The sequence below is a fragment of the Collinsella sp. 4_8_47FAA genome, assembly GCF_000763055.1.
In the GTDB taxonomy this organism is placed as follows: Bacteria; Actinomycetota; Coriobacteriia; order Coriobacteriales; family Coriobacteriaceae; genus Collinsella.
This window is the reverse complement of sequence record NZ_KN214134.1, coordinates 22,781-45,867: the sequence shown is the minus strand read 5'-3', so window position 1 is coordinate 45,867 and position 23,087 is coordinate 22,781. Positions and strand designations below refer to the sequence as shown.

Sequence of the window (23,087 nt, the reverse complement as noted above, 5' to 3'; positions counted from 1 at the left end):
ACGACCCTTCGAAATGCAACCGAGAGGTTCTTTTAGAACGCCCACGCGTTGGGTACCCTGTTAGGTATATGCCGAGTATCTAACAAAGGATTCACTATGCCCTGCAATCAATTCCCGTCGAGCCAGCGCCGTAAAGCGTGGGGCCGCATCACCATCCTATTCGCGCTCATCGCGCTGGCGATCACCGTGCTTCCCACGGCGTCGTTCGCCGGCACGGACACCGCAGGCAATGTACTTGCGACCGACAATGACGCCAATCCGTCCGGCGTCGATGGTGACCTGTACTGGGCCGGCCAGGCCCTCAACTTGGACGATGCCTCCATCGGCCGCGATATTATCGCGGCGGGCGAGAGCCTATCGATTCGCGACTGCACCGTAGGCGGCGCCATTCGCCTGGCGGCGCGCACCATCGACATCGCCAAGACCACGGTTGATGGCAGCGTCACGGTGGCCGGCCAGCACGTTGTGCTCAACACCGGTAGCACCGCCAACTGTTTCTATGCGATGGGCGAGACGGTTGCCCTGCGCGGCTCCGCCAGGTCGGCAGCGCTTGCGGGCGACACGGTAACCATCGATGGCACCGTCGATGGCGATGTCGAGGTTTGGGCCGACAAGCTCATCCTGGGCAAGAACGCCCACATCACCGGCACCGTGAACGCGCACGTCTCCGAGGACCCCGAGCGCGCCGCGGGAGCCGAGGTCGGCGCGCTCAAGATCGACCGCACCGAAAACGAGGATACTTCCACCGTTAACGATGTCATCGGCGGCACCGTCGCCGCGGCGCTTTCCACCTGCTTTGTCGCCCTGCTACTCGAGCTCGTCTTTCCGCGCGCGACCGCCAGCGCCGCCAGCATGCTCCACCAGCGCCCCACGCCCCTGTGGGTGAGCGGTCTTCTGGGCACGATTGCTATCGTCCCCGCCGTCCTACTGCTGATTATCTCCATCGCTGGTCTATCGCTTGCCGGAGCCCTCATGTGCGGCGTTATCGGCATCGCATTGGTGTCGAACGCCTTTGCGGGGTGCGCGATCGCCCGCATGGTCGGACACAGCCAAAACCGCTACGCCATGGCAGCCGTGGGTGGCATCGCCGCAGGCGCCCTCACAGGGCTTCCCCTCGTAGGCGGCTTCATCAGCGGTGTGGCCTTTGTCTTTATGCTCGGCTACATCATCCAGATCATCTGGCGCAACGCCCGCCTCAAGCCGCAGCAGCCGACTAACACGCCGGGACTCCCCACCGCTTAGCAGCTAACTGCCACAAAGATGCCAAGCACCTTTGTGGCGGCGCAAACGAACCTGCCCCCTGAACCAAAAAGGGCGCCGACCATCGCGGTCGACGCCCTTTCTTGTTAGACGCTATAAAGCCCAGCGCTTATTTGTTGACCTGGCCGGCGCGGACGGCAGCCTTCTTGCGGTCGGTGGCGTTGAGCAGACGCTTGCGTAGGCGGATGTTCTTGGGAGTGATCTCGACCAGCTCGTCGTCGGCGATGTACTCCAGCGCCTCCTCCAGCGAGAAGGTGCGGGGCGGCACCAGCTGGACGGAGATATCGGAGGTCGAGGAACGCTGGTTGCCCAGGTTCTTGGTACGGGCGATGTTGACGACCATGTCGCCAGCCTTGCTGCGCTCGCCCACGATCATGCCCTCGTAGCACTCGGTGCCCGGCTCAACAAACAGCTGGCCGCGCTCCTGCAGCGTACCCAGAGCGTAGGCAACGGCCTTCTCGGTGGTCATGGAGATCATGGCGCCGTTCTGACGGTTGCCGATCTCGCCGGCGTAGGGACCATACTCCAGGAAGGTGTGGTAGAACACGCCCTCGCCGTGGGTGACATTCATAATGCGGTTCTTAAGACCCATGATGCCGCGGGTCGGGATCTTAAACTCGAGGTGCGTCACGATGCCCGAGGTGTCCATACTCGTCATGATGCCGCCGGAGGTACCGAAGACCTCAACGACCTTGCCCGAGTACTCGTCCGGGCACTCGACGACGGCCTGCTCGACAGGCTCCATCTTGTTGCCGTTCTCGTCCTTCTTAAACAGGACGCGGGGACGGCCGACCTGGAACTCAAAGCCCTCGCGGCGCATGGACTCCATCAGGACGGACAGGTGCAGGATGCCGCGGCCCGAGACCTCGACGCCGCTCTTGTCCTCGAGCTCCTCGATCTTCATGGTCACGTTGTTCTCGGCCTCGTTGAACAGGCGCTCCTTGAGCTGACGGGCGCCCACGATGTCGCCGTCGCGGCCGACGAGCGGGGAGGTCGAAGCCTCGAAGACGATGGACAGGGTCGGCGGGTCGATCTCGATGGGCTCGAGCTCGACGGGGTTCTCGGGATCGGTGTAGACATCGCCGATATCGGTGCGGTCGATGCCCACGACAGCGGCGATGTCGCCGGCGCCGACTTCCTGGCACTCGGTGCGGCCCAGGTAGTCGAAGGTAAAGAGCTGCTTGACGGTGGCGGTAGCGCTGGAGCCGTCGTTCTTGACAACCAGGATCTGGTCGCCCTGGTGGATGGTGCCGGAGTACACGCGGCCGATGCCGATACGACCAACGAAGTTGGAGTGGTCGATGGTCACGCACTGCATGGCCAGCGGGGCGTTCTCGTCAACCTCGGGCGCGGGCATGTCGTCGATGATCATATCGAGCAGCGGATACATGTCCATGTTGCCGTCGTTGGGATCAAGGCGGGCAAAGCCATTCATAGCGCTGGCGTAGACCACGTGCTCCATGGCGAACTCAAGCTGGTCGTCGGTGGCGCCCAGGTCGGCCATAAGGTCCAGGCAGTCGTTGTAGGCCTTCTCGGGGTTAGCACCCGGACGGTCAATCTTGTTGATGACGATCATGATCTTGAGACCGGTGTCGATAGCGTGACGCAGCACGAAGCGGGTCTGGGGCATGGGGCCCTCAAAGGCGTCGACCAGCAGCAGGGCGCCGTCGGCCATACGCAGCACGCGCTCGACCTCGCCGCCAAAGTCGGCGTGGCCCGGAGTGTCGATGACGTTGATCTTAACGTCCTTGTACTCGATAGAGATGTTCTTGGCGAGAATCGTAATGCCGCGCTCGCGCTCCTGGTCGTTAGAATCCAGGACGCGGTCCTCGACCTGCTGGTTGGCACGGAAGGCGTCCGTGGCACGCAGGAGCTTGTCGACCATCGTCGTCTTGCCGTGGTCGACGTGAGCGATGATGGCGATGTTCCTCAGATTGTCTACGCGCATGTAGTTCCCCTATCTTCTATCTATATACAACCGGCACGCGTATGCGACCCGCCCAGCAACACAACGCTCAGCGGGAATATTGAGCCTTTTACCGAAAACTCGTTTATTTTAGCGATTTTAGATTAGAGGGGTTTCCTCACCTGCAGGTTCAGGGTCGCTCCACATAAAACCATCGCCGGCGCCCACACCCTCGTACAGTACGTATGCCGAAAAGCCGCTCTCGAGCGTGGTTTCGAAGAAGCTCACGAGCAGGGCGTCATGGTAGCCGCCATCGATCTCGACACAACCGGTGTAGCCGATGGCGTAACGGGCGATGCGGCCCAGGCCCTCGTCCTTAAGGCCCATCTTGTGCTCGGAGATAAAGTTGGTGGCCGCCTCCAGGCACGCCTCTTCGCCGTCCTCGTCGAGCGCCGCCAGATATCGGTTGGAAGCAGCGTCCTCGATTGCCACGACCACGCCCGGGTTCTCGCCCGCGGCCAGGTCGTCCAAGAAGGCGCCGATCAGATCGCACACCATGGCGTCGAGCTCGGCGGAGACGTTACCGGCGTCCTGCATATCCTGTGCCATCTTTAGACCTTCCCATCGAGTCCGGCGTCGTTACAGTTCCTGTGCCTCGGCGGCGATCTTAGCGGCAGCGTCGCGGGCGCGCATCATATCCATCGCGCGCTTGTCGAGCACCTTGATCTGACTAGTCAGCATTACCGCGTCGACCACACCCCAGATCACCAGGCCCGTAGAGATCGAAAACCCAAGCGCACCAACTGTACCACGAAGGCGCGAGCAGATTGCCGCGACAAGGACGGAGATGACAACCATCTTGATAAACAAGCCGCGGCGTTCACGAAGCGTGCGGGCCTGCGTCACATAGGCAATGCGAGCCGCCTCGGATGCCTCCGAGCGCATCTGGGCTTCACGCGCGATAGCCGCCGCCTCGGCAGACATGCCGCCGGCCATCAGCGAACGCTCCGCAACCTGGCCGCCCCGCATTTAGAAATCATCGGGGGAGAGCGTATGGACGAACTCGTCGAACTTCTCGAACTCCTGCTCGTCGTCAACTTCCTCGGCATGGGTAGAAACAGTGCCCAAGCGATTCATGATGTCATCCTCCACAAACATGGGAGCATTGCTGCGCACGGCAAGGGCAATGGCATCACTGGGGCGGGCGTCGATCTTGCGCTCGTCGCCATCGACCAGCACAACGATCGTCGCGTAGAACACCGGCGGCTCGGCGCGAACGATCTCGATGCGCTCGAGCTTGGCGCCCAGGGCGCTAACAGTATCGAGCAGCAGGTCATGGGTAATCGGGCGCTCGGCGCGGCCACTATCGATGCCACGGCTAATGGCAGCAGCCTCAAACGAACCAGTCTGAATGGAAAGGGAACGCAACGGCGCGGGCGAGTCCGATTTACTGCAGCGCTCGCGAAGCACGATAAGCGATGGCACGGGACCGGCGGCCATGACGATGGTCTCTATGTCGACACGAACCATGGAACACCTCCGGTACGTAGCGGTTAACACGCGGCAGGGTTGCCGCATTGAATAGCTATACTACCCAATCTTTCGCACAGCACACAAAACCAAAATGAGATTTATCGCAGACAAGAAAAAAGCCCCGAGGCAACGCCTCAGGGCTCTTCACAGTTTTGATGGTGGACCTGACAAGATTCGAACTTGTGACCTCCCGGTTATCAGCCGGACGCTCTAACCAACTGAGCTACAGGTCCATCATGGTGGAGGTTAGGGGGATCGAACCCCTGACCTCAGGCTTGCAAAGCCCGCGCTCTCCCAGCTGAGCTAAACCCCCACGGAGACAGTAATAAACACCCCAGCGGCGACTCGGCTCTCGCTGGGGTGTTTATTGCGAAAGAAAGTGGTGGACCTGACAAGATTCGAACTTGTGACCTCCCGGTTATCAGCCGGACGCTCTAACCAACTGAGCTACAGGTCCATCGCGCAAGGGATATATTAGACGAGTCGTTACGCGCGCGTCAACAACTTTTTTGAAAATCTTTGAGGGGTGTCGGCCCCGGCTGCCCGGCGGCATGCGAAGTCGCCTGCTCGGACAGTCCTGCTCGCACGGAGAGCACATTAAGTGCTCTCCGGCTCGTGCGGAACTCGCGATCGACTTCGCATGCCGTCGGGCAGCCGGGGCCGACGCGGGGTTCAATTTTCAAAAAAGCGGTCGGCGCGCAGTGCGCCGACCGCCGATATATGGGGTCTGATATTTTCTAACAGTTAGGGCCTCTTACTCGTCAAGGAGATCTTCCGGCATGTCGTTGCCGTCGCCTAGATCGACAGGGGTTTCTTCGGGGGCGGAGCCGTTTTCTATGGCTTCGCCCTCGGGCTTCTCTTTGGCGGTCGTCATGCGGGCCACGGCGCAGATGCGGTCGTTGTCGTCGACGGTCATCATCTTGACGCCCTGGGTGGCGCGGCCGGTCTGGCTGATCTCGTCGGTCTTGACGCGAATGACCGTCGCGCCCTCCGTCACGATGAACAGCTCGTGCTGCGGGCCCACCGTCTTCATGGCCGCGAGGTTACCCTTACGCTCGGTCATTTGAATGGTGTAGACGCCCTGACCGCCGCGATTCTGCTCCGGGTAGTCCGCGACCGGCGTGCGCTTGCCGTAGCCGCGCTCGGTGATGACGAACAGATCGCCGTTGCCGTTAGTGACTTCCATGCCCAGAACGCTCACGCCGTCCTTCATACCAATACCGCGAACGCCGCTGGTATCGCGGCCGGTGGCGCGCACCTGCTCCTCGGAGAACATGATCGCCTTGCCCGCGGTGGTGGCCAGGATAATCTTGTCGCCCTCGCGCACGCGGCGCACGTTCAGCAGCGCGTCGTCGTCACGCAGGTTGATAGCGATCAGGCCGTCGCGACGGCTGCGGTCATATGCGCTCATCACGGTCTTCTTGACCATGCCGCTCTTGGTGGCAAACATCAGGTACTCGTCGGCTGGGAACTCGCGGCAGCTGATGACGCTCGCGATCTTCTCGCCCTCCTCGAAGGGCAGCAGGTTGACGATCGCGGTACCGCGCGCCTGGCGCGTACCCACCGGCAGCTCGTGCACCTTCAGGCGATAGACCTTGCCCTTGCTCGAGAAGAACAGCACGTACTCGTGCGTGGACGCGATGAACATCTCGTCGATGACGTCGTCCTCTTTGAGGTTGACGCCCGACACGCCCTTGCCACCGCGCTTTTGGGCACGGTAGGCGGCCACCGGGATACGCTTAACGTAGCCGGTGTGGGTGATGGTCACGACCATATCCTCGTCGGCGATGAGGTCCTCGACATCCAGGTCCTTCTCAACCTGGCTGATCTCGGTGCGGCGCTTGTCGCCGAACTTCTTGGAGATCTCGCGCATCTCTTCCTTGATGACGCCCAGGATCTTCTCCTCGTGCGCCAGCAGGTCCTCGTAGTAGGCGATGGCGCGGCGCAGGCCGTCCAACTCTTCTTGGATCTTGTCGCGCTCCAGGCCGGTCAGGCGGCGCAGCTTCATCTCGAGGATGGCCGTGGTCTGCTCGGGCGTAAAGCCAAAGCGTTCGATCAGTCGGCTGCTGGCCTCGGAGTCGGTCTGCGAGGAGCGGATGATGCTAATGACCTCGTCGATATGGTCAAGGGCCATCAGGTAGCCCTCGAGGATATGCGCGCGGGCCTGGGCCTTCTTAAGGTCGAAGCGGGTGCGGCGGGTGACGACGTCGACCTGGTGGTCGATGTAGTGCTGCAGCATCTCGCGCAGGCTCAGGCATTTGGGAACGCCGTTGACGAGTGCCAGGTTGTTGGCGCCAAAGGTCGTCTGCAGCGAGGTGTACTTATACAGGTTGTTGAGCACGACCTGCGGAATGACGCCCTTCTTGAGCTCGATGACCAGACGGATGCCCTTCTGGTTGGACTCATCGCGCATATCCGAGATGCCCTCAATGCGCTTGTCGTTGACGAGTTGGGCGATCTTCTCCTGCAGGGTGCCCTTGTTGACCATGTAGGGAATCTCGGTAAAGACCAGGCGGCTGCGGCCGGTCTTGGTGGACTCCACATGTGCCTTGGCACGCACGGTAATGGAGCCGCGGCCGGTCTCGTAGCTCTGCTTAATGCCGGCGCTGCCCATGATGATGGCGCCGGTGGGGAAGTCCGGACCGGGCATGATCTGCATGAGCTCGTCGGCGGTGGCGTCGGGGTTGTCGATCAGGTAGCAGGTGGCCTCGATCGCCTCGGTGAGGTTATGCGGGGCGATGTTGGTGGCCATGCCGACGGCGATGCCCTGGCTGCCGTTGACCAGCAGGTTGGGGAAGCGCGCAGGCAGTGCCACGGGCTCGGCGAGCGATTCGTCGTAGTTGGGCTGCCAGTCGACGGTATCCTTCTGCAAGTCACGCAGCAGTTCCATGGCGGGCTTGGCCAGGCGGCTCTCGGTGTAACGCATGGCCGCCGCGCCGTCGCCATCGATGTTGCCGAAGTTGCCGTGACCGTCGATGAGCGGCGTGCGCATGGAGAACCACTGCGCCAGGCGGACCATGGCCTCGTAGACCGCATAGTCACCGTGCGGGTGGTACTTACCGATAACTTCGCCGACCGTCCAGGCCGACTTTTTGTGTGGGCGGTTGGGGTAGATGCCGCTCTCGTTCATCGCGTACAGGATGCGGCGGTGTACCGGCTTTAAGCCGTCGCGCACGTCCGGCAGGGCACGCGCTGTGATAACCGACATCGAATACTCGATGAACGACTGCTTCATCTCGCGACCGAACTCCGAAATCTGGAGCTGGCCGCCGTTGATGTCCTCGCCGGCCGAGGCGCCACGATCGACTTCGCCAAAGCTCTCCTCGAGCTCACCGTCGTCGTCCTCTTCCTCATCATCATCGGCATCGGGGTTATAGGCGTCCGGATCGCCGTCCTCGCCCTGCTCAGCACGGGCAAGCAGGCGCTTCAGATCATCGGGCATACCGGCATCGCCGGCCTCGCCCATACCCTCGTTGTTGTTGATATCGTCTGCCACGTTACCTCCTCTTAAGCGTCAAGGAATCGTGCATCATGTGCATGCTTCTCGATGTACTCGCGGCGATAGCCGACCTCGGAACCCATCAGCTCGCGCACGGCGCGGTCCGCCACCACGGCGTCCTCGATCGACACACGCTGCAGAATGCGGGTCTTTGGGTCCATCGTCGTCGAGGCAAGCTGTTTGGGGTCCATCTCGCCCAGGCCCTTGTAGCGCTGGACGGTATAGCCCTTGCGCTTTTTGGTGATCTTGCCGTCCTTGGCCTTGCCGTCCTCGTCGTTATCATCGGGGTTCAGGCCCAGACTCTGGATGGTATCGCGCAGGATCTCGTCTTCGGGCTGGCGGCCGTTGGGATACACGTAGTGGATCTTGTTGCGCACCTTAATGCCAAAGATGGGCGGGCAGGCAACATAGACGTAGCCGGCATCGATCAGCGGACGCATGTACTTGTAGAAGAACGTCAGCAGCAGGATGCGGATATGCGCGCCGTCGACGTCTGCATCGGTCATGATGATGATCTTGTGGTAGCGCGCCTTGGTGATATCGAAATCGCCGCCGTCGCCGGCACTCGTCGTGACGCCACAGCCGATCGCGGTAATCAGCGACTGGATGGTGTCACTCGAGAACGCGCGATGGTCACCAACGCGCTCGACGTTCAAAATCTTGCCGCGCAGGGGCAGAATCGCCTGGATGTCTCGGCGACGGCCGTCCTTGGCCGAACCGCCTGCCGAGTCGCCCTCTACGATGAAGAGCTCGGTCAGCTCGGCATCGCGCACCGAGCAGTCGGCGAGCTTACCGGGCAGGGACGCCGTCTCGAGCAGGCTCTTGCGGCGGGTCGCCTCGCGCGCCTTGCGGGCGGCATTGCGCGCCTTGCAGGCCTGCTGCGCCTTCTTGACGATCTCGCGAGCGGGCTTAGGGTGCTCCTCGAGGTAATCGGCAAGGCCGTCGGTCACGATCTTGAGCGTCAGCGCGCGCATATAGGAGCTGCCGAGCTTGGCCTTGGTCTGGCCCTCAAACTGCGGATCGGGCAGCTTGACCGAGATAACGGCCGAAAGGCCCTCGCGCACATCGTCGCCGGTCAGATTGGCGTCTTTTTCCTTGAGCAGGTTCTGCTTGCGCGCATAGTCGTTGATCACGCGGGTGAGCGCGGTGCGGAAGCCCTCAAGGTGCATGCCGCCCTCGGGGGTGTAGATGTCGTTGGCAAACGACATGACGTTCTCGCCGTAGCCGCTATTCCACTGCAGGGAAACCTCAACCTCGCCCATCTTGGCCACAGGTGCGTCCGGGTCCGATTTGCCCTCGATGTAGATAGGCTCCTTAAAGGCCTCGGGGACGTCCTTGCCCTCGTTAAGGAACTTGACGAAGTCGATGATGCCGCCCTCGTAGCAAAACTCCTCCACGTGGGGAGTAGACTCGCGCTCGTCAGTCAGCACGATTTTGAGGTTCTTATTGAGGAACGCCGTCTCCTGCAGACGGTTGTGCAGCGTATCGAAATCGTAAATGCAGGTCTCGAAGATCTCGTCGTCGGGCCAGAAGGTGACGGTGGTGCCCGTCGAATCCGAGGTGCCCACGACCTCCATCTTCTTAACGGTCTTGCCGCGCGAGAACTCCATCTCGTAGGTGTTGCCGTCGCGACGAACCTGAACGACCACGCGCTTGGACAGTGCGTTGACGACGGAGATGCCAACGCCGTGCAGGCCGCCCGAAACCTTATAGGCCGAGTTATCGAACTTACCGCCGGCGTGCAAGATCGTCATGACGACCTCGAGCGTCGGGATCTTTTTAACAGGGTGCTCGTCGACGGGGATGCCGCGCCCGTTGTCGACGACCGTGATGGAGTTGTCGGCGTGGACCGTCACCTGGATCTCGGTGCAGAAACCGGCCATGGCCTCGTCGACGGAGTTGTCAACGATCTCCCACACCAGGTGATGCAGACCGCTGGCGCTCGTCGAGCCGATATACATGCCCGGGCGCTTACGAACGGCCTCGAGACCTTCGAGAATCTTAATCTCGCCGCCATCGTAATCGTTTTCGTTTGCCACACGTCCTCCTTCAGTCAAGAAAATGTGTACAGCCTTACTAGTTTATCGTAAAAAAATACCCTCGGGAACGAGGGTATTTGGCTCTACAAGGCCACCAGATGCGATTTAAGGCTCTTTTTTGCTTTCTACGCCCTTGGCCCACTCGGCACTGGCTCTCATGGCATTCTCGAGGGCCTCGCGCAGTTTTTGGTCTTCGATGGGCGCCACTTGGCGCTCAATCTCGGTGCATTCGGCCTCACTTAGGTCGGCGTGCGGGGCCGGCGGGCGCTCGGTCGTCGCCGGGCGCAGGCGCTGCTTGGCGGCGGGCGGCGTGTGACCCGGCGCGGTGGTTTTGAACACCAGGCCGTCCACATGCGCACCGGCGCGCTCCATGCGCGCGCGGATGATCTCGCGCAACAGCGTCATTTCCTGCGTCCACGAGGGCGAATCGAGATATACCAGCAGCTCATTGGACTCGGGCAGGTAGCGCAAGCCCGTCACATGCCGCCCCTCGCGCGTGCCCGAGCACACCGCGTTCCACGCGCGATAGACCGCGCGCGACTCCTCGGCAGCCTCCATCTGCGCGCGGCGCTCAGGTGTCGCGGCCGCCAGGATGCGCTGACGCTCTGCGTTCAAAAATCCACTGAAGGCAACCGTTTCGCTCTCGCGCTCGTAATTAGCACGTCTCACCCATGCTCACCACCTTGGCTCGATCAAGCAGGTCATCGGTAAAATACCCCAGGTTGGTCGTGGTTATGACCGTCTGGATATCATCGCCGATCAGCCGCAGAAAAGCACCGCGGCGTTCGCCGTCGAGTTCGCTCATCACGTCGTCCAAAAGCAGCAACGGGGCGGTGCCCAGGACATCGCGAGCCACGGCCACCTCCGCCACCTTCCAGGCCAGAACCAACGTTCGCTGCTGACCTTGGCTGGCAAATGAACGGGCGGAGCGACCCGCCACGGTAAACTCAATCTCATCGCGATGCGGTCCCACCAACGTCACGCCGCGGCGAATTTCCTCGTCGGCGTGCTCATCAAGGGCAGCCAGCATGCGCTCGTACGCCCAGCCCTTCAGCTCTTCGCGATCATCGACCTGGGGCAAATCCCCCAGCGTGGACGTATAGGTCACGTTGGCAGCCTCACCGGATGCCACTTGCCCGTAGGCAGTGTGCACATGGCCCGCCAGCCGGTCGAGCAGGGCCAACCGGTGCACAAGCAGGGCCGAGCCCGCGCGGGCAATCGAATCGTTCCACGCGCCGAGCATCTCGCGACAGCACCAGGTCTCCTTGAGCAGGGCGTTACGCTGGGTCACGCAGCGTCCATAGGTGCTCGCAAGATCGGCATAACGTGCGCTCAGCTGCATGCCAAAGTCATCGAGGGCGGCGCGGCGCACACTGGCGCCTCGCTTAACCATGTCCAGATGGTCGGGGCAAAACAGCACGCTCGGCAGAGCCCCGCGCACACCGGCGGCAGAGCACCTCTTGCCGTTGCGGCTAAACGAGCGCTTACCGTCCTCCACGCTCAATCTCATATCAAGCACGCGGCCGTCGCCCTCGAGCCTCAGCTCGACCTTGCACGAGCCCACGCCATCATGGACGAGCTCGGCTGCGGTCGGATGCCTAAACGAGGCGCCGCTCGTCAGCAGCTGCAGCGCCTCTATGAGATTGGTCTTTCCCGCCGCGTTGGGTCCCGCAAGTATCGTCACGCCCTCGTCCAGGGCAAGGCGATAACTATCGAAGCTGCGGTAGTGCGCGACGGAAAGATCGCGGGCGAACATGGTCATAGGGCGGTTGCTAGATGCGGACCGGCATAACCAGGTACAGGTAGTTGATCTTGTCGTAGGACTTGAAGATGCCCGCCTGCGAGTAGCTCTTGAGCTCCAGCGTGATCTCCTTCTCCTTGGACAGGGCATTGAGGCAGCCAAAGATGTAGTGGTAGTTGAAGGCGATGGTGCCCGACTCGCCCTCGGCCTCGACATCGATCGTCTCCTGCGCAAGGTCCTGGTCATTGGAAATGGAGGACAGGCCCATCTGCCCGTTCTCGACATCGATCTCGAACTTGACGGCGGGGTTGGCGCTCGCGATAACGGCCACGCGCTTGAGGGCGGCGTTAAAGGCGGCGACGTCGATCTTGACGCTCGTCACGCACGAATCGGGGATGAGCTGCTTGTAGTTGGGGTACATGCCATCGATACGGCGCGACACGTAGGTGGTGTTGCCGGCCTCGAAGACGACCTGGGTGTCGGTAGCCCCGATCATGATGGTCGCCTGGCTGGCCATGATGTTCAGCGCGTCGTTAAAGGCGTCGGCCGGAACGTTGAGTTCAAAGGAGCCCTCGAGAGTCGAGGTCTCGACCTGCGTATCGCACACGGCCAAGCGGAAGGAATCGGTCGCCACCAGGCGCACGGTGTTGTTCTCGACCTTCATGTGCACGCCACCCAGAATGGGGCGGGCCTTGTCGGTCGAGGTGACGCGCCACACGCGGCCGACCATTTCGGACAAGATATCGGTCGGCAGCTCCACGGCACTCTCGATGGCATAGGCCGGAAACTCGGGGAAGTCATTGACATCGAGCGTGTTCAGGCGGAAAGAGCTCTTCTCGCAACCAATCAGCACCTGGCGCTCGGACAGCTCAAAGGTGACCGGGGCATCGGGGAGGGTCTTGGTGATATTGGAGAGCATCTTACAGGGGATAACCATCTCACCCTCTTCTTCGACATGCGCCGCGATGCGATGACGGATCGAGATGGTGTAGTTAGAGGTCTGGAATTCCAAGATGCCGTCTTGCGCCTTGACGAGCACGCCCGACAGGATGGGAAGGGTGGACGCCGAAGCGACACCCTTCATAACGACGCCGATGGCTTGTGTAAGCGAGCTCTGGCTGACGGTGAACTTCATCTTTTAATACCTTTCTTTAGATATAAATATCTTAATAATAGTAATAGCACTGACGAAACTGTTGATTACTCCCAAAGACGCAGGTCAGACCCAGAAAGAGAATCGACAGCAACCTGTGTGCAACGGGGGTGGTTTTCCACGTTCAAAACCTGCGCAAAACTTTTCACCACCGCGGGTTGGGTTTTAGACACCTTATGCCCATGGTTTCGACAAGTTTTCAACAGGTGTCTCTATTTCCCTACGAGCGCAGTGTAATTTTATCGCGCAGCGATTTGAGGTCTTCGGTGACGGTACGGTCTTCCTGGATCATCTTCTGGACCTTTTTGTAGCTCGTGCTGACGGTCGAGTGGTTGCGGTTGCCAAATTCGGCGCCCACCGCCGTGGTCGTCATCTCGCACATCTCGATGGCCAGGTAGATAGCGATATGGCGTGCTTTGGCGATATTGGCGTTGCGACGCGGGCCGATGAGCTCCTCGTGCGTCACGCCGTACTGCTCTTCGATGACGGACTGAACCGTCTGGACGTTGATCTTTTTGGCCGATGTGTCGAAGTACTGGCTGGCGATGGCGTCGATATCGTCAAAGGTGAGCTCCCCGCCCTCGCGCTCGCGGTCGCCCGCCTCGCCGGCGCAGCGCTCGCAAAAGCTCTCGAGTTCGCGGATGTTGGTGCCCGAGACCTCGGCCATGTGTTTAAAGTGCTCGTCGGTCAGGTGTCCGCCGTCGCCCCCATAGGCCGCCAGCAGCGAGTCGTCGCCTGCCTCGGGAGCGGCGACGATGGTGTTCTCGTAATAGCGCTGCAAGATCTTGTATTTCATCTCGTAGCTGGGCTCTGCGACCAGGCAGAGCATGCCGGCGTTGAAGCGGCTGGTCAGACGCTCGTCCATGCTCAGGTCCTTGGGGGCACGGTCTGCCGCGATGACGACCTTCTTGTTGTTGCGGATGAACTCGTCCATGAGCTGGAAAAAGTAGTCCACGCTCGCGCGCTTGCCGATGATGTTTTGGATGTCATCGATGATGAGCACGTCCACGCCGTGGTACGCCTGCATGATGGGGGCGTTGCTCTTCTTTTGGCGGTCGAACTCGGTCATCAGGTCGTCCAGATATGCCTGGGAGTTGGCATACTTGACCTTGATCTCGGGCGACTTCTCGGCGAGCTCGTTTTTGATGGCAAGCAGCAGGTGCGTCTTGCCCAGGCCCGATTTGCCGTAGATGAACAGTGATGTGCATGTGCCGCGCTCGTCCGCGAGGGCGGCAAACTTGAGTGCCGAGCGATAGGCATGGCTGTTTTCGGGGCCGTAGACAAAGTTCTCAAAGGTAAATTTTGAGTTCGCGGCGAGCGGGGCTCCATCCGTATTCTGCTCGGCCGGCACGGTCGGCGCCGGTATGGGTGAAGCGGGGGCCGCAGCTTGCGTGGATTTAGTCGGCGCTCCGCCCTTCATCTGGTTCATCATGCGACGAAAATCATCGGCCGAGAGCGTGTTCTTGATTGCAATGCCCGAATCCGCGCCCGCCGCTGCGTCGTGAGCGATAGGCATGTGCGTGACGGGTGCGTTCGTTGACGTCGCCGCCGCGGTCGGCAACGGTGCCATGGTTTCACGGGAAACATCGCTGTGCTGGTGCTCGATTGTCGGCACGTCGCCTGCGGAGGTCGGTGCCGCCGGGGAAGCGGCGGGAGCCGTGGCGGGCGCCGTCGCGGCAGCGGATTCCGTTGCGGCGCCTTGCGGTGCCACGATGTCGAGCGCGATCGGTGCAAAGGCGATTTCTTCCAGATAGGCCTCAATAGTCGGCTGATGCTTTTTGAGCTGCGCGATGGCAAAGCGCGAGGGGGCCTCGATCGTGAGCGTATCTTCGGTCAGGCTTATGGCCCGCGATTGCCCCAGCATGTTGATGAGGCGTGCATCTTGGCCGTCGCGCTGGCAAAAGGCGATGGCATCCCCCAGGATGATGCTTGCTTCCTCGTCCACTGTCTCTCCCGTTCTTTAGCTCTGAGCTCGCACGCGAGCGGCGCCGAGTTCGGTCAGATGGTATTTCTGGCCATGCTTGATGACCAAGCCGGCCTGCGCCAAGTCATTGAGCGTGCGTGACCAAGTGGGGGCCGAGTTTCCAAACGCCCTCGCCAGATCGGTTGCACCGCACGCTTGATTTTGCGCCAGATAGCCCAGCGCGGCGTTGCCGCGATCGCTTACGAACACGTCCGGTTGTGGCTGCGCATACTGATTTGCTGCATTAGGATACATCATTTGAGCTGCTGGTTGTTGAGAACTCTGCATCGGCGGCATTTGCTGTTGAAAACTTTGAGGCCACTGTTGGTAAGGCTGCAGAGGCATCTGTTGGGCCCAGGGGTTGTACTGCTGCTGCGGCATCTGCTGGTACGGCTGCTGATATCCCTGCTGGTACTGCTGCGGGAACTGCTGGCCATACCCCAGTGGCGGCATCTGCTGATATGGATATCCCCGTTGGTACGGCTGATAGCCCATTTGCTGGCCACCCGGTGCCCCCGTCGCCTGCTGCATTGCTGCTGCATCCTGATCTGCCAGCGGCATGGCCTCTGGCATGTTTGGCGTCATCGACATAGATGCCGCCTGGGGCTCTTGTGTGGGAAGCATTCCGGGCTGCTGCATCTGCCCCACGGGGGGCTGCATCTGCTGCGTTGCCATGGGCTGCTGCGCAAAAGCTCCCGGCAGGGGATATGTGGGCTGCTCCGTCTCGGGCCGCACGGCAGCACCGCGTCCGCCGGCACGCTCGATTTCCTGCACGCGTTTAGGGTTCAGGCTTACCGTAACCACGGTGCCGTTGCCCATGTTGTCCTCGATGGATACGGCACCGCCGGCGTTTTCCAAATACTCCTGCACCATGGGAAACCCTGCTCCGGTTCCACGGATATAGCGCTTCATCTTGCTGTTTGCGCTGGTAACGCCAAAGTCGAAAGCGCGTTCCTTGTCGTCGATGCCGGGTCCTTGGTCAGCAAAGCGGATGGTGTCTCCGCCGTCCAGAATCGAGATGATGGGCTCTGCAAAGTGTGCGTGGATAAAGTTTTCGACAATCTCGCGGATGACCATGAGCGAGATATGGCCACCTTGTTCTTTCATGCACTGGTAGACGGTGTTGGTCGTCTCTTCCAAATACGTGCGGACATCTTGCGGATCGATGACGATCACACGCGGTGTCGACAGCATGTCGTCATAGACGGCGATGCGCGCGGCGTACATGGCTTTTGGCGCCTGCGTTGTCGTCTGTTCACCTTCGTCACGCTCTTCGCGCACGCCGGTGATGTGCTCGTTGTCGGGTGCCGGGTCTCCGGAATCGACCATGGTGTAAAAGTCGTCAGACATGCCGCTCGCAATCTTCCAAAAGGTTTCGAACAAATAGTAGCTCACCGTGCAATGTTTCTCATCTTTCGACAAACTTTCAAAACCTGTTGAAAACTTTGGAAAACGGACGAAAAGTTCTCAACATTGCCAACATGACCTGTTGAAAACTCGATGAAATATCGTGAAAAGTTGCCATGCACCGCTAAATCGAGCTTGGCTTATGGGGGAACCGTGTGAACTGCGCAACCTTTTACCTTTGATTTCTTGACATTTGAACATTGATTTCCCTACAATCTTCAAGCTCACGTGTCTATATCTGCGTCCGCGTCCCCGCGGACACTCGAAATGCAGCAGGAGGAACTTAAGATGAAGCGTACGTATCAGCCTAATAAGCGTAAGCGTGCCAAGACCCATGGCTTCCGTGCCCGTATGGCCACTAAGGGTGGTCGTGCCGTGCTCGCCCGTCGTCGCGCCAAGGGCCGCAAGCGTCTCACTGTCTAGCAGCGATACACACATCTCGCATGAAGACTATTAAGTCTCGGCAAGATTTCGAGCATGTGTTCAGTCAGGGGCGTCGTTTCAATCACCCTCTGATTCGAATGACCATATGTGAATCGGTTGGCGAAGGCGACTCCGGAAGGGTCGCCTTCGTTGGTGCTAAGCGACTCGGTTGTGCCGTCGTGCGCAACCGATCTAAGCGTGTGATGCGCGAGGCCGCCCGCAGCTGCGGATTTCCCGTTGCGGGTTATGACATCATCTTGTTTGCAACTCCCAAGACGAGGGTTTCCTCGCCGCAGGAGATGGACAAGGCGTTGCGTTCGCTTATGAAGCGCGCCGGCGTTGCCGGGGAGGAGCGATGAGCAATCACGTTTTGCGACGTGTTGCCATCGCTCCTATTCGCATATATCAACAGGTTATTTCGCCCTTATTGCCTGACGCCTGCATTTATTACCCAACGTGCTCGCAATACGCCATCCAGGCGATTGAGAAGCACGGTGTTTTGAGAGGCTGCTGGCTTGCCGTGAGGCGCATCGCTCGCTGCAATCCCCTGCACGTCGGCGGTTATGACCCTGTGCCCTAGCGGGCACTCGCTATCGGAGGAAAACTTACATGTGGGATTGGATCGTTAACATCCTTTTCGAGCTGCTCAAGCTCATCCAGACCTTTGCGGTCGACTGGGGCCTGTCCATCATCATCCTGGTGGTCATCATCCGTCTGCTGCTGACGCCGCTTATGCTCAAGTCGACCAAGTCGACGGCTCGCATGCAGGTGCTGCAGCCCAAGATGCTCGAGATCCAGGAGCGCTATGCCGACGATCCCCAGCGTCAGGCCGAGGAGATGCAGAAGTTCTACAGCGAGAACAAGTTCAACCCCATGGCTGGCTGTCTGCCGCTGCTGATTCAGATGCCTATCCTGTTCGCCCTGTTTACATTGCTGCGCAACCTGCCGCAGTACTTTAACAACGGCACGTTCTCGTTCTTCAACATCCTGCCCGACCTGACCACCACGCCGAGCGCTTCCTTTGCCGATGGCTTTATGGTTGCACTGCCTGCGCTGGTTTGCCTGATCCTGTTTGCCGTCCTGACCCTGATTCCGCAGCTCTATATGTCGCGCAACCAGACCGGCCAGCAGGCTCAGAGCATGCGTATGATGGCCGTTGTCATGACGGTCATGATGCTTTGGATGGGCTGGAGCCTTCCCGTTGGTGTTCTGCTGTACTACGACGTCTCGTCTGCTTGGCAGGTTATCCAGCAGATTTTTGTGACGCAGAAGGTCATCGACAAGGCGAAGGCCGATGAGGAGGAGCGTCTTAAGAACGCTCCGCTGCAGGTTGAGGTCACTCGTCGCGAGAAGAAGCCGCGCCCGCACAAGAAGAAGTAGTGGGATATCAATCTTATTTAGGTACCTAACTTTTGGAGTACGTTATGTCTGAAGAGATCATCGAGGATATGCTTGAGGAGGTTGCCCCGCAGGTCGCGGGCGATTATCCCGAGATTGCACAGCGCTACAAGGCTGGTGAAGAGCTGACCGATGAGGAGCTCGACACCATTGCCGATGTTGCGATTTCCATCCTGCGTTCCATCCTTTCGCACTTCGATGCCGCCAACTCTCCTATCGATGAGTATGAGGGCGACGAGGGTGAGCTGATTTTGGATGTAACGGCTCCCGACCTTGCTGTTCTCATTGGCCGTCATGGTCGCACTCTTGATGCTCTTCAGGTTATGTTCTCTTTGCTGGTGAGCCGCAAGCTTGGCTTTAGGTATCCGGTTGTAGTGGACGTCGAGGGATACAAGAGTCGCCGTCAGGATAAGGTCGCCTCCATGGCTCAGTCTGCTGCCGAGCGTGCCATCCGCACTCATAAGAGTGTTTCGCTTCCGCCCATGAATGCCTACGAGCGCCGACTGGTTCACATTGCACTTCGTGGCAACGATGCAGTCGATACTCATTCTGAGGGTTCTGACCCTGATCGCCATGTGGTGATTGTTGCTCGATAATCTACTCGAGCTTATGCTAGGGGGACGTGGTTTCCACGTCCCCTTTTTTTGTCAAAAGTTCTCGATACGCTGATTTTTGTCAGAAAGGAGCTTCTGTTGTTTGTACTTACCGATCAGCAGGCTGACGAGATGTTGAGTCGCCTAACTTCCTATTGCAAAGAATATTCCTTGAGCGTAACTGATATTGAGCTGAGGAAATGTATCCAGCATTTGGATTTGGTTCTAGAAACAAATAAGACAACCAATCTCACCCGTATTCTTAACGTAGAAGATGCTGCCGTACTTCATATCCTCGACTCACTTGTTTTGCTCCCCTATATCAATAAGGCTCCTGAGGGGGCTTTGCTCGATATGGGAACAGGTGCGGGCTTCCCTGGTATTCCATTAACCATAACCACGCATCGTAAAGCTACTTATATTGACTCTGTTGGCAAGAAGGTTGATGCGGTTAATTCCTTTGTCCATGCTCTTGGATTGAAACATGCTCATGCGGTTCATGATCGTCTTGAAGAATATGCTCGAAGCCATAAGAAGCAGTTCTCCGTTGTAACCGCCCGCGCACTGGCCCCTCTACCGATTCTTGTTGAGTATGCGGCTCCGTACCTGAAGGATGGAGGGCTATTTGTTATCACCAAGGGCAATCCTTCGGATGAGGAGCTTGCTTCCGGCATGTCAGCAGCTAAGATTTGCGGCTTCACTTTGCTTCTGAATGACGCAATTGATTTGCCTGAAGGCTTGGGTCACAGGGAGTTCATTGTTCTTAAGAAGAGTCATTCAGCATCCGTTTCATTGCCTCGTGCAAATGGCATGGCAAAGAAGAATCCGCTTGCCTAGATGTTTCACGTGAAACATAATGGTTACTAACAGCTTGCAGTGTTTCACGTGAAACATAGCAGTTGCTATCGATTCGGAATGTTTCACGTGAAACATCCTCCGTTTGACAGCTTTAATACACACCAGGAGGGACCGTGGGATTTCGCGACGTTAAGCGTTCTAAGAGCGCAAAAGACACGCGTATCATTGCAATCATCAATCAAAAAGGCGGCGTCGGTAAGTCAACGACGGCTGTAAACCTTGCAGCAGCACTGGGTGAGCAGGGTCGTAAGACACTGATTGTTGATTTTGATCCGCAGGGAAACAGCACCAGTGGATTCGGAATTGAAAAAGAAGACCTTGATCACTGCATCTATGATGCATTGCTGAATGATGTGCCGGCAGAATCGCTTGTTCTTGATACAAATTGCAAAAAGGTATTCGTAATTCCGGCTACAATTCAGCTTGCAGGCGCGGAAATTGAACTCGTAAGCGCAATTGCTCGTGAAACCCGTCTCAAAGATTTGCTTGAGCCGATTCAGGACGAGTTCGATTTTATTTTCATTGACTGCCCTCCTTCGCTCGGCCTGCTTACTATCAACGCTTTGACCGCAGCAGACAGCGTTTTGATTCCGATCCAGTGCGAGTATTACGCACTCGAGGGCGTTACGAAGCTGCTTGAGTCAATGAAGATGGTCAAATCTCGTCTGAACAAGGGCTTAGACACCTACGGTGTGCTTATGACCATGTATGACTCGCGTACTTCTCTATCGAATCAGGTTGTTGAGGAGGTTCAATCGTACTTTGGTGATAAGGCATTTAAGACGTTGATCCCCCGTACGGTTAAAATCTCCGAAGCTCCGTCTTTTGGGGAACCGGTAATTACCTATGCACCTCAAAATAAGGGTGCAAAAGCATATATGAACCTTGCAAAAGAGGTGATCAAGCGTGCCTAGTGTAAAGAAACGTGGCGGATTGGGACGTGGACTCAATGCTTTGGTCTCAGAGGCCGAGTATGAGACCGGTGGTTCGGCTGCATCGGCTTCGAATGCCGCATCTGAAACAAAACTACCTATTGAGGATATCGTTCCCAACCCTAATCAGCCGCGAATTCACTTTAACGAAACTGAACTTCGTGAGTTGAGCGAATCAATCCAAGAACATGGCGTCTTGCAGCCGCTTTTGGTTCGCAAGCATGGAAACGGCTATGAGATCATCGCTGGTGAGCGTCGTTACCAAGCGTCAAAGCTTGCTGGTCTTGAGGAGCTGCCTGTCATCATTAAAGATGTTAATGATGAAGAGATGCTGGCTCTTGCTCTGATCGAAAACCTTCAGCGTTCTGATCTGAATCCCGTCGAAGAGGCTAAGGGCTATCGCCAGCTTATCGATGCCAGCGGTATGACCCAGGAGGCATTGTCGAAGGCAGTCAGCAAGTCACGCTCTGCAATTACAAACTCGCTGCGCCTTCTCGATCTCCCTGAAGTTGTTCAGCAGATGATTTTTGAGGGCAAACTTACTGCTGGTCATGCACGTGCGATTCTTGCAGTTCCCTATGAGGACGCTCGAATTCGACTTGCAGAGAAGGTTGTTGCAGAGGGCCTTTCCGTAAGAGCGACAGAAAATCTTGCTCCGTTGTTTTCTGCCGGAGAGACACCTAAGACGCCGAGGCCTGCAACGCCTCAGTCTTTTAAAAAGGCTGCCCGCGTGCTTCGTCAGGTTTTTAATACCAACGTGCGTGTTAAGAGCTCGCGTGGAAAGAATAAGATTGAGATTGAGTTTAAAGACGAGGAAGAGCTCTCTCGTATTCTTGGCGAAATGATTCAGTTTGATCAAGGAGGCCAAGATGAGGAATAGGATTTTAACTGCGATTGCATTGGCGACGACTGTCGCGGCTGGTGCCTTTGCTGGCTATAAGATCGCGACAGACGATGAACTTCGAGGTCGTTTGCTTCGTAGTGCGCAAGATATTGTCGATACATCCAAGAAGAAAATGGATGTTATGACAGAAGATGTTGCCATGCGTACGGCTCAGGTAACGAAGAATCCCAAGATTAATCAAGGTTGGATTAGTAACCAATGGGAAAATGTAGGCTATTAGGTACCTAACAATTACTTAGCATATTTTGAGGGGTCCTTGTCTGATTCACGAGACAAGGACCCCTTATTTTGGCCGTAAAAAATGGGACAGGTAGCAGCTGATTCAAAATTAAGGTCAATAAATAAAACGGCCCCGGTTGCATCTCCTGTAACCGGGGCCGTTCGATGTTTCACATGAAACGTTTTGGGGTGCGACTCCCCTATGCGTTCTTCTGAACTTTGAAGCGCTGCTTCAGCTGTCCGCAAGCGGCGTCAATATCGTTACCACGGGAGTTACGAATCGTGGTCTCGATGCCACGGGACTCAAGACGACGCTGAAGATCCTCAACCTTATGAATCGGCGACGGCTTGAGCGGGCTGCCCTCGATGTCGTTAAGCTGAATCAGGTTAACGTGGCACAACGTTCCCTCGCAGAAGTCGCAGAGCGCCTGCATCTCGGGATTCGTATCGTTGACGCCTTCGATCATGGCATACTCATAGGTCGGGCGGCGGCCAGTCTTCTCGGTGTAGAGTTGAAGCGCCTCGTGAAGGCGAAGTAGCGTGTACTTCTTAACACCGGGCATTAGCTTATTGCGTGTCGACTGGATGGCGGAATGCAGGGAAACGGCAAGCGTGAACTGCTCGGGGATGTCGGCAAATTTGCGAATACCGGGAATAACGCCGCTGGTAGAGACGGTGAGGTGACGAGCACCGATACCGATGCCATCGGGGTCGTTGAGGATTCGCAACGCCTTGAGAACCTCGTCGTAGTTGGCAAACGGCTCGCCCTGGCCCATGAAGACAACGCTCGTGACGCGCTCGCCAAAGTCGTTGGATACATGAAGTACCTGGTCGACGATCTCTTGAGCGGTCAGAGAGCGCTTGAGGCCGTTGAGACCGGTAGCGCAAAAGGCACAGCCCATGCCGCAGCCTGCCTGGGTGGAAACGCAGACGGAAAGCTTGTTGCGACGGGGCATACCGACAGTTTCGACGGAAATGCCGTCGTGGTACTCGAGCAGATACTTGCGCGAGCCATCTTTGGAAACCTGCTTGGTGAGTTCAGTCGGCGTATCAAAGGCAAAAGCCTCTTTAAGCTGCTCGCGGAAAGCCTTGGGAAGGTTGGTCATGTCGTCGAACGAACAAACGTTCTTCTCAAAGACCCATTCGATGAGCTGCTTCGCGCGGAAGGCGGGCTGGCCAAGCTCGGCCACGAGCTCGCGAATATCGTTTTGGCTCAAGTCGCGAATGTCCTGAGATTTAGTCCTGGGATTCATGGAAGC

The 23,087-nt window shown here is 58.2% G+C and carries 22 protein-coding genes and 3 tRNA genes; 10 read left to right on the top strand and 15 right to left on the bottom strand.

All coding sequences use genetic code 11. The features are described from left to right. The first annotated feature begins 96 nt into the window (after positions 1–96). Entirely contained in the window at positions 97–1,242 is a 1,146-nt protein-coding gene (locus tag HMPREF9463_RS00205; RefSeq protein WP_035136510.1) for a bactofilin family protein, read from the top strand. 127 nt (positions 1,243–1,369) lie between these two features. Here HMPREF9463_RS00205 and typA read toward each other — a convergent pair whose 3' ends face one another. From typA to HMPREF9463_RS00135, 14 genes are all read right to left on the bottom strand, one after another. Beyond that, complete coding sequence (typA, locus tag HMPREF9463_RS00200) at positions 1,370–3,208, bottom strand: translational GTPase TypA (RefSeq protein WP_006235837.1); 1,839 nt, start codon at positions 3,206–3,208, stop codon at positions 1,370–1,372. 117 nt (positions 3,209–3,325) lie between these two features. Continuing rightward, complete coding sequence (locus HMPREF9463_RS00195; protein WP_035136509.1) at positions 3,326–3,775, bottom strand: hypothetical protein; 450 nt, start codon at positions 3,773–3,775, stop codon at positions 3,326–3,328. Between the two features lie 30 nt (positions 3,776–3,805). Beyond that, on the bottom strand, positions 3,806–4,195 hold the full coding sequence (locus tag HMPREF9463_RS00190; RefSeq protein ID WP_052043970.1) for a hypothetical protein: 390 nt from the start codon (positions 4,193–4,195) through the stop codon (positions 3,806–3,808). After that, positions 4,196–4,696, bottom strand: coding sequence for a bifunctional nuclease family protein (locus tag HMPREF9463_RS00185; RefSeq protein WP_035136508.1), 501 nt, complete (start codon positions 4,694–4,696; stop codon positions 4,196–4,198). A gap of 159 nt (positions 4,697–4,855) precedes the next feature. Then, positions 4,856–4,932 (bottom strand) — tRNA-Ile (locus HMPREF9463_RS00180). A 4-nt stretch (positions 4,933–4,936) separates the two neighbouring features. Then, positions 4,937–5,012: transfer RNA gene (locus HMPREF9463_RS00175), tRNA-Ala, on the bottom strand. A gap of 67 nt (positions 5,013–5,079) precedes the next feature. Next, a tRNA-Ile gene (locus tag HMPREF9463_RS00170) sits at positions 5,080–5,156 on the bottom strand. Positions 5,157–5,453: 297 nt separating this feature from the next. Next, entirely contained in the window at positions 5,454–8,165 is a 2,712-nt protein-coding gene (gene gyrA / locus HMPREF9463_RS00165; RefSeq protein ID WP_198019909.1) for a DNA gyrase subunit A, read from the bottom strand. Between the two features lie 41 nt (positions 8,166–8,206). After that, entirely contained in the window at positions 8,207–10,237 is a 2,031-nt protein-coding gene (gene gyrB / locus HMPREF9463_RS00160; RefSeq protein WP_022094340.1) for a DNA topoisomerase (ATP-hydrolyzing) subunit B, read from the bottom strand. A 105-nt stretch (positions 10,238–10,342) separates the two neighbouring features. Beyond that, positions 10,343–10,906 (bottom strand): DciA family protein, encoded by a 564-nt coding sequence (locus HMPREF9463_RS00155; protein ID WP_052043969.1) that lies wholly within the window; start codon positions 10,904–10,906, stop codon positions 10,343–10,345. Further along, a complete protein-coding gene (locus HMPREF9463_RS00150) occupies positions 10,893–11,999 on the bottom strand; it encodes a DNA replication/repair protein RecF (RefSeq protein WP_035136507.1) in 1,107 nt (368 codons plus the stop codon). The genes HMPREF9463_RS00155 and HMPREF9463_RS00150 overlap by 14 nt, the downstream gene beginning before the upstream one ends. Positions 12,000–12,009: 10 nt before the next feature. Beyond that, positions 12,010–13,113, bottom strand: a complete 1,104-nt coding sequence (dnaN, locus tag HMPREF9463_RS00145; RefSeq protein WP_035136506.1) for a DNA polymerase III subunit beta — start codon at positions 13,111–13,113, stop codon at positions 12,010–12,012. A 238-nt stretch (positions 13,114–13,351) separates the two neighbouring features. After that, positions 13,352–15,076 (bottom strand): DnaA ATPase domain-containing protein, encoded by a 1,725-nt coding sequence (locus HMPREF9463_RS00140; protein WP_035136505.1) that lies wholly within the window; start codon positions 15,074–15,076, stop codon positions 13,352–13,354. 15 nt (positions 15,077–15,091) lie between these two features. Continuing rightward, positions 15,092–16,516, bottom strand: a complete 1,425-nt coding sequence (locus tag HMPREF9463_RS00135) for an ATP-binding protein (RefSeq protein WP_229025827.1) — start codon at positions 16,514–16,516, stop codon at positions 15,092–15,094. Positions 16,517–16,789: 273 nt separating this feature from the next. Here HMPREF9463_RS00135 and rpmH point away from each other — a divergent pair, with 273 nt between their 5' ends. The 9 genes from rpmH (at position 16,790) to HMPREF9463_RS00095 (ending at position 21,829) form a co-directional block, all read left to right on the top strand. Beyond that, complete coding sequence (gene rpmH / locus HMPREF9463_RS00130) at positions 16,790–16,924, top strand: 50S ribosomal protein L34 (RefSeq protein ID WP_019127408.1); 135 nt, start codon at positions 16,790–16,792, stop codon at positions 16,922–16,924. A 20-nt stretch (positions 16,925–16,944) separates the two neighbouring features. Further along, positions 16,945–17,283, top strand: coding sequence for a ribonuclease P protein component (gene rnpA, locus HMPREF9463_RS00125; RefSeq protein ID WP_006236191.1), 339 nt, complete (start codon positions 16,945–16,947; stop codon positions 17,281–17,283). Then, on the top strand, positions 17,280–17,504 hold the full coding sequence (gene yidD / locus HMPREF9463_RS10590; protein ID WP_082222962.1) for a membrane protein insertion efficiency factor YidD: 225 nt from the start codon (positions 17,280–17,282) through the stop codon (positions 17,502–17,504). Before rnpA ends, yidD begins: the two co-directional genes overlap by 4 nt. A 29-nt stretch (positions 17,505–17,533) precedes the next feature. Continuing rightward, a complete protein-coding gene (locus HMPREF9463_RS00120) occupies positions 17,534–18,304 on the top strand; it encodes a YidC/Oxa1 family membrane protein insertase (RefSeq protein WP_035136499.1) in 771 nt (256 codons plus the stop codon). Between the two features lie 44 nt (positions 18,305–18,348). Continuing rightward, positions 18,349–18,918, top strand: coding sequence for a Jag family protein (locus tag HMPREF9463_RS00115; RefSeq protein WP_022093802.1), 570 nt, complete (start codon positions 18,349–18,351; stop codon positions 18,916–18,918). A 96-nt stretch (positions 18,919–19,014) separates the two neighbouring features. Continuing rightward, positions 19,015–19,752: a 16S rRNA (guanine(527)-N(7))-methyltransferase RsmG gene (rsmG, locus tag HMPREF9463_RS00110; RefSeq protein WP_229030414.1), complete on the top strand. Its 738-nt coding sequence runs from the start codon at positions 19,015–19,017 to the stop codon at positions 19,750–19,752. Positions 19,753–19,886: 134 nt separating this feature from the next. After that, positions 19,887–20,687: a ParA family protein gene (locus HMPREF9463_RS00105; RefSeq protein WP_022093800.1), complete on the top strand. Its 801-nt coding sequence runs from the start codon at positions 19,887–19,889 to the stop codon at positions 20,685–20,687. Continuing rightward, on the top strand, positions 20,680–21,585 hold the full coding sequence (locus tag HMPREF9463_RS00100) for a ParB/RepB/Spo0J family partition protein (protein WP_198019880.1): 906 nt from the start codon (positions 20,680–20,682) through the stop codon (positions 21,583–21,585). The genes HMPREF9463_RS00105 and HMPREF9463_RS00100 overlap by 8 nt, the downstream gene beginning before the upstream one ends. After that, positions 21,575–21,829 carry a hypothetical protein gene (locus tag HMPREF9463_RS00095; RefSeq protein ID WP_035136498.1) on the top strand — a complete coding sequence of 85 codons (255 nt, stop codon included), beginning with the start codon at positions 21,575–21,577 and terminating at the stop codon, positions 21,827–21,829. The genes HMPREF9463_RS00100 and HMPREF9463_RS00095 overlap by 11 nt, the downstream gene beginning before the upstream one ends. A 199-nt stretch (positions 21,830–22,028) precedes the next feature. On the opposite strand, the gene rlmN is transcribed toward HMPREF9463_RS00095, so the two are convergent. Continuing rightward, the gene (gene rlmN / locus HMPREF9463_RS00090) at positions 22,029–23,081 is read right to left on the bottom strand and encodes a dual-specificity RNA methyltransferase RlmN (RefSeq protein ID WP_035136497.1); all 1,053 of its coding nucleotides are present in this window, start codon (positions 23,079–23,081) and stop codon (positions 22,029–22,031) included. Positions 23,082–23,087: the final 6 nt, after the last annotated feature.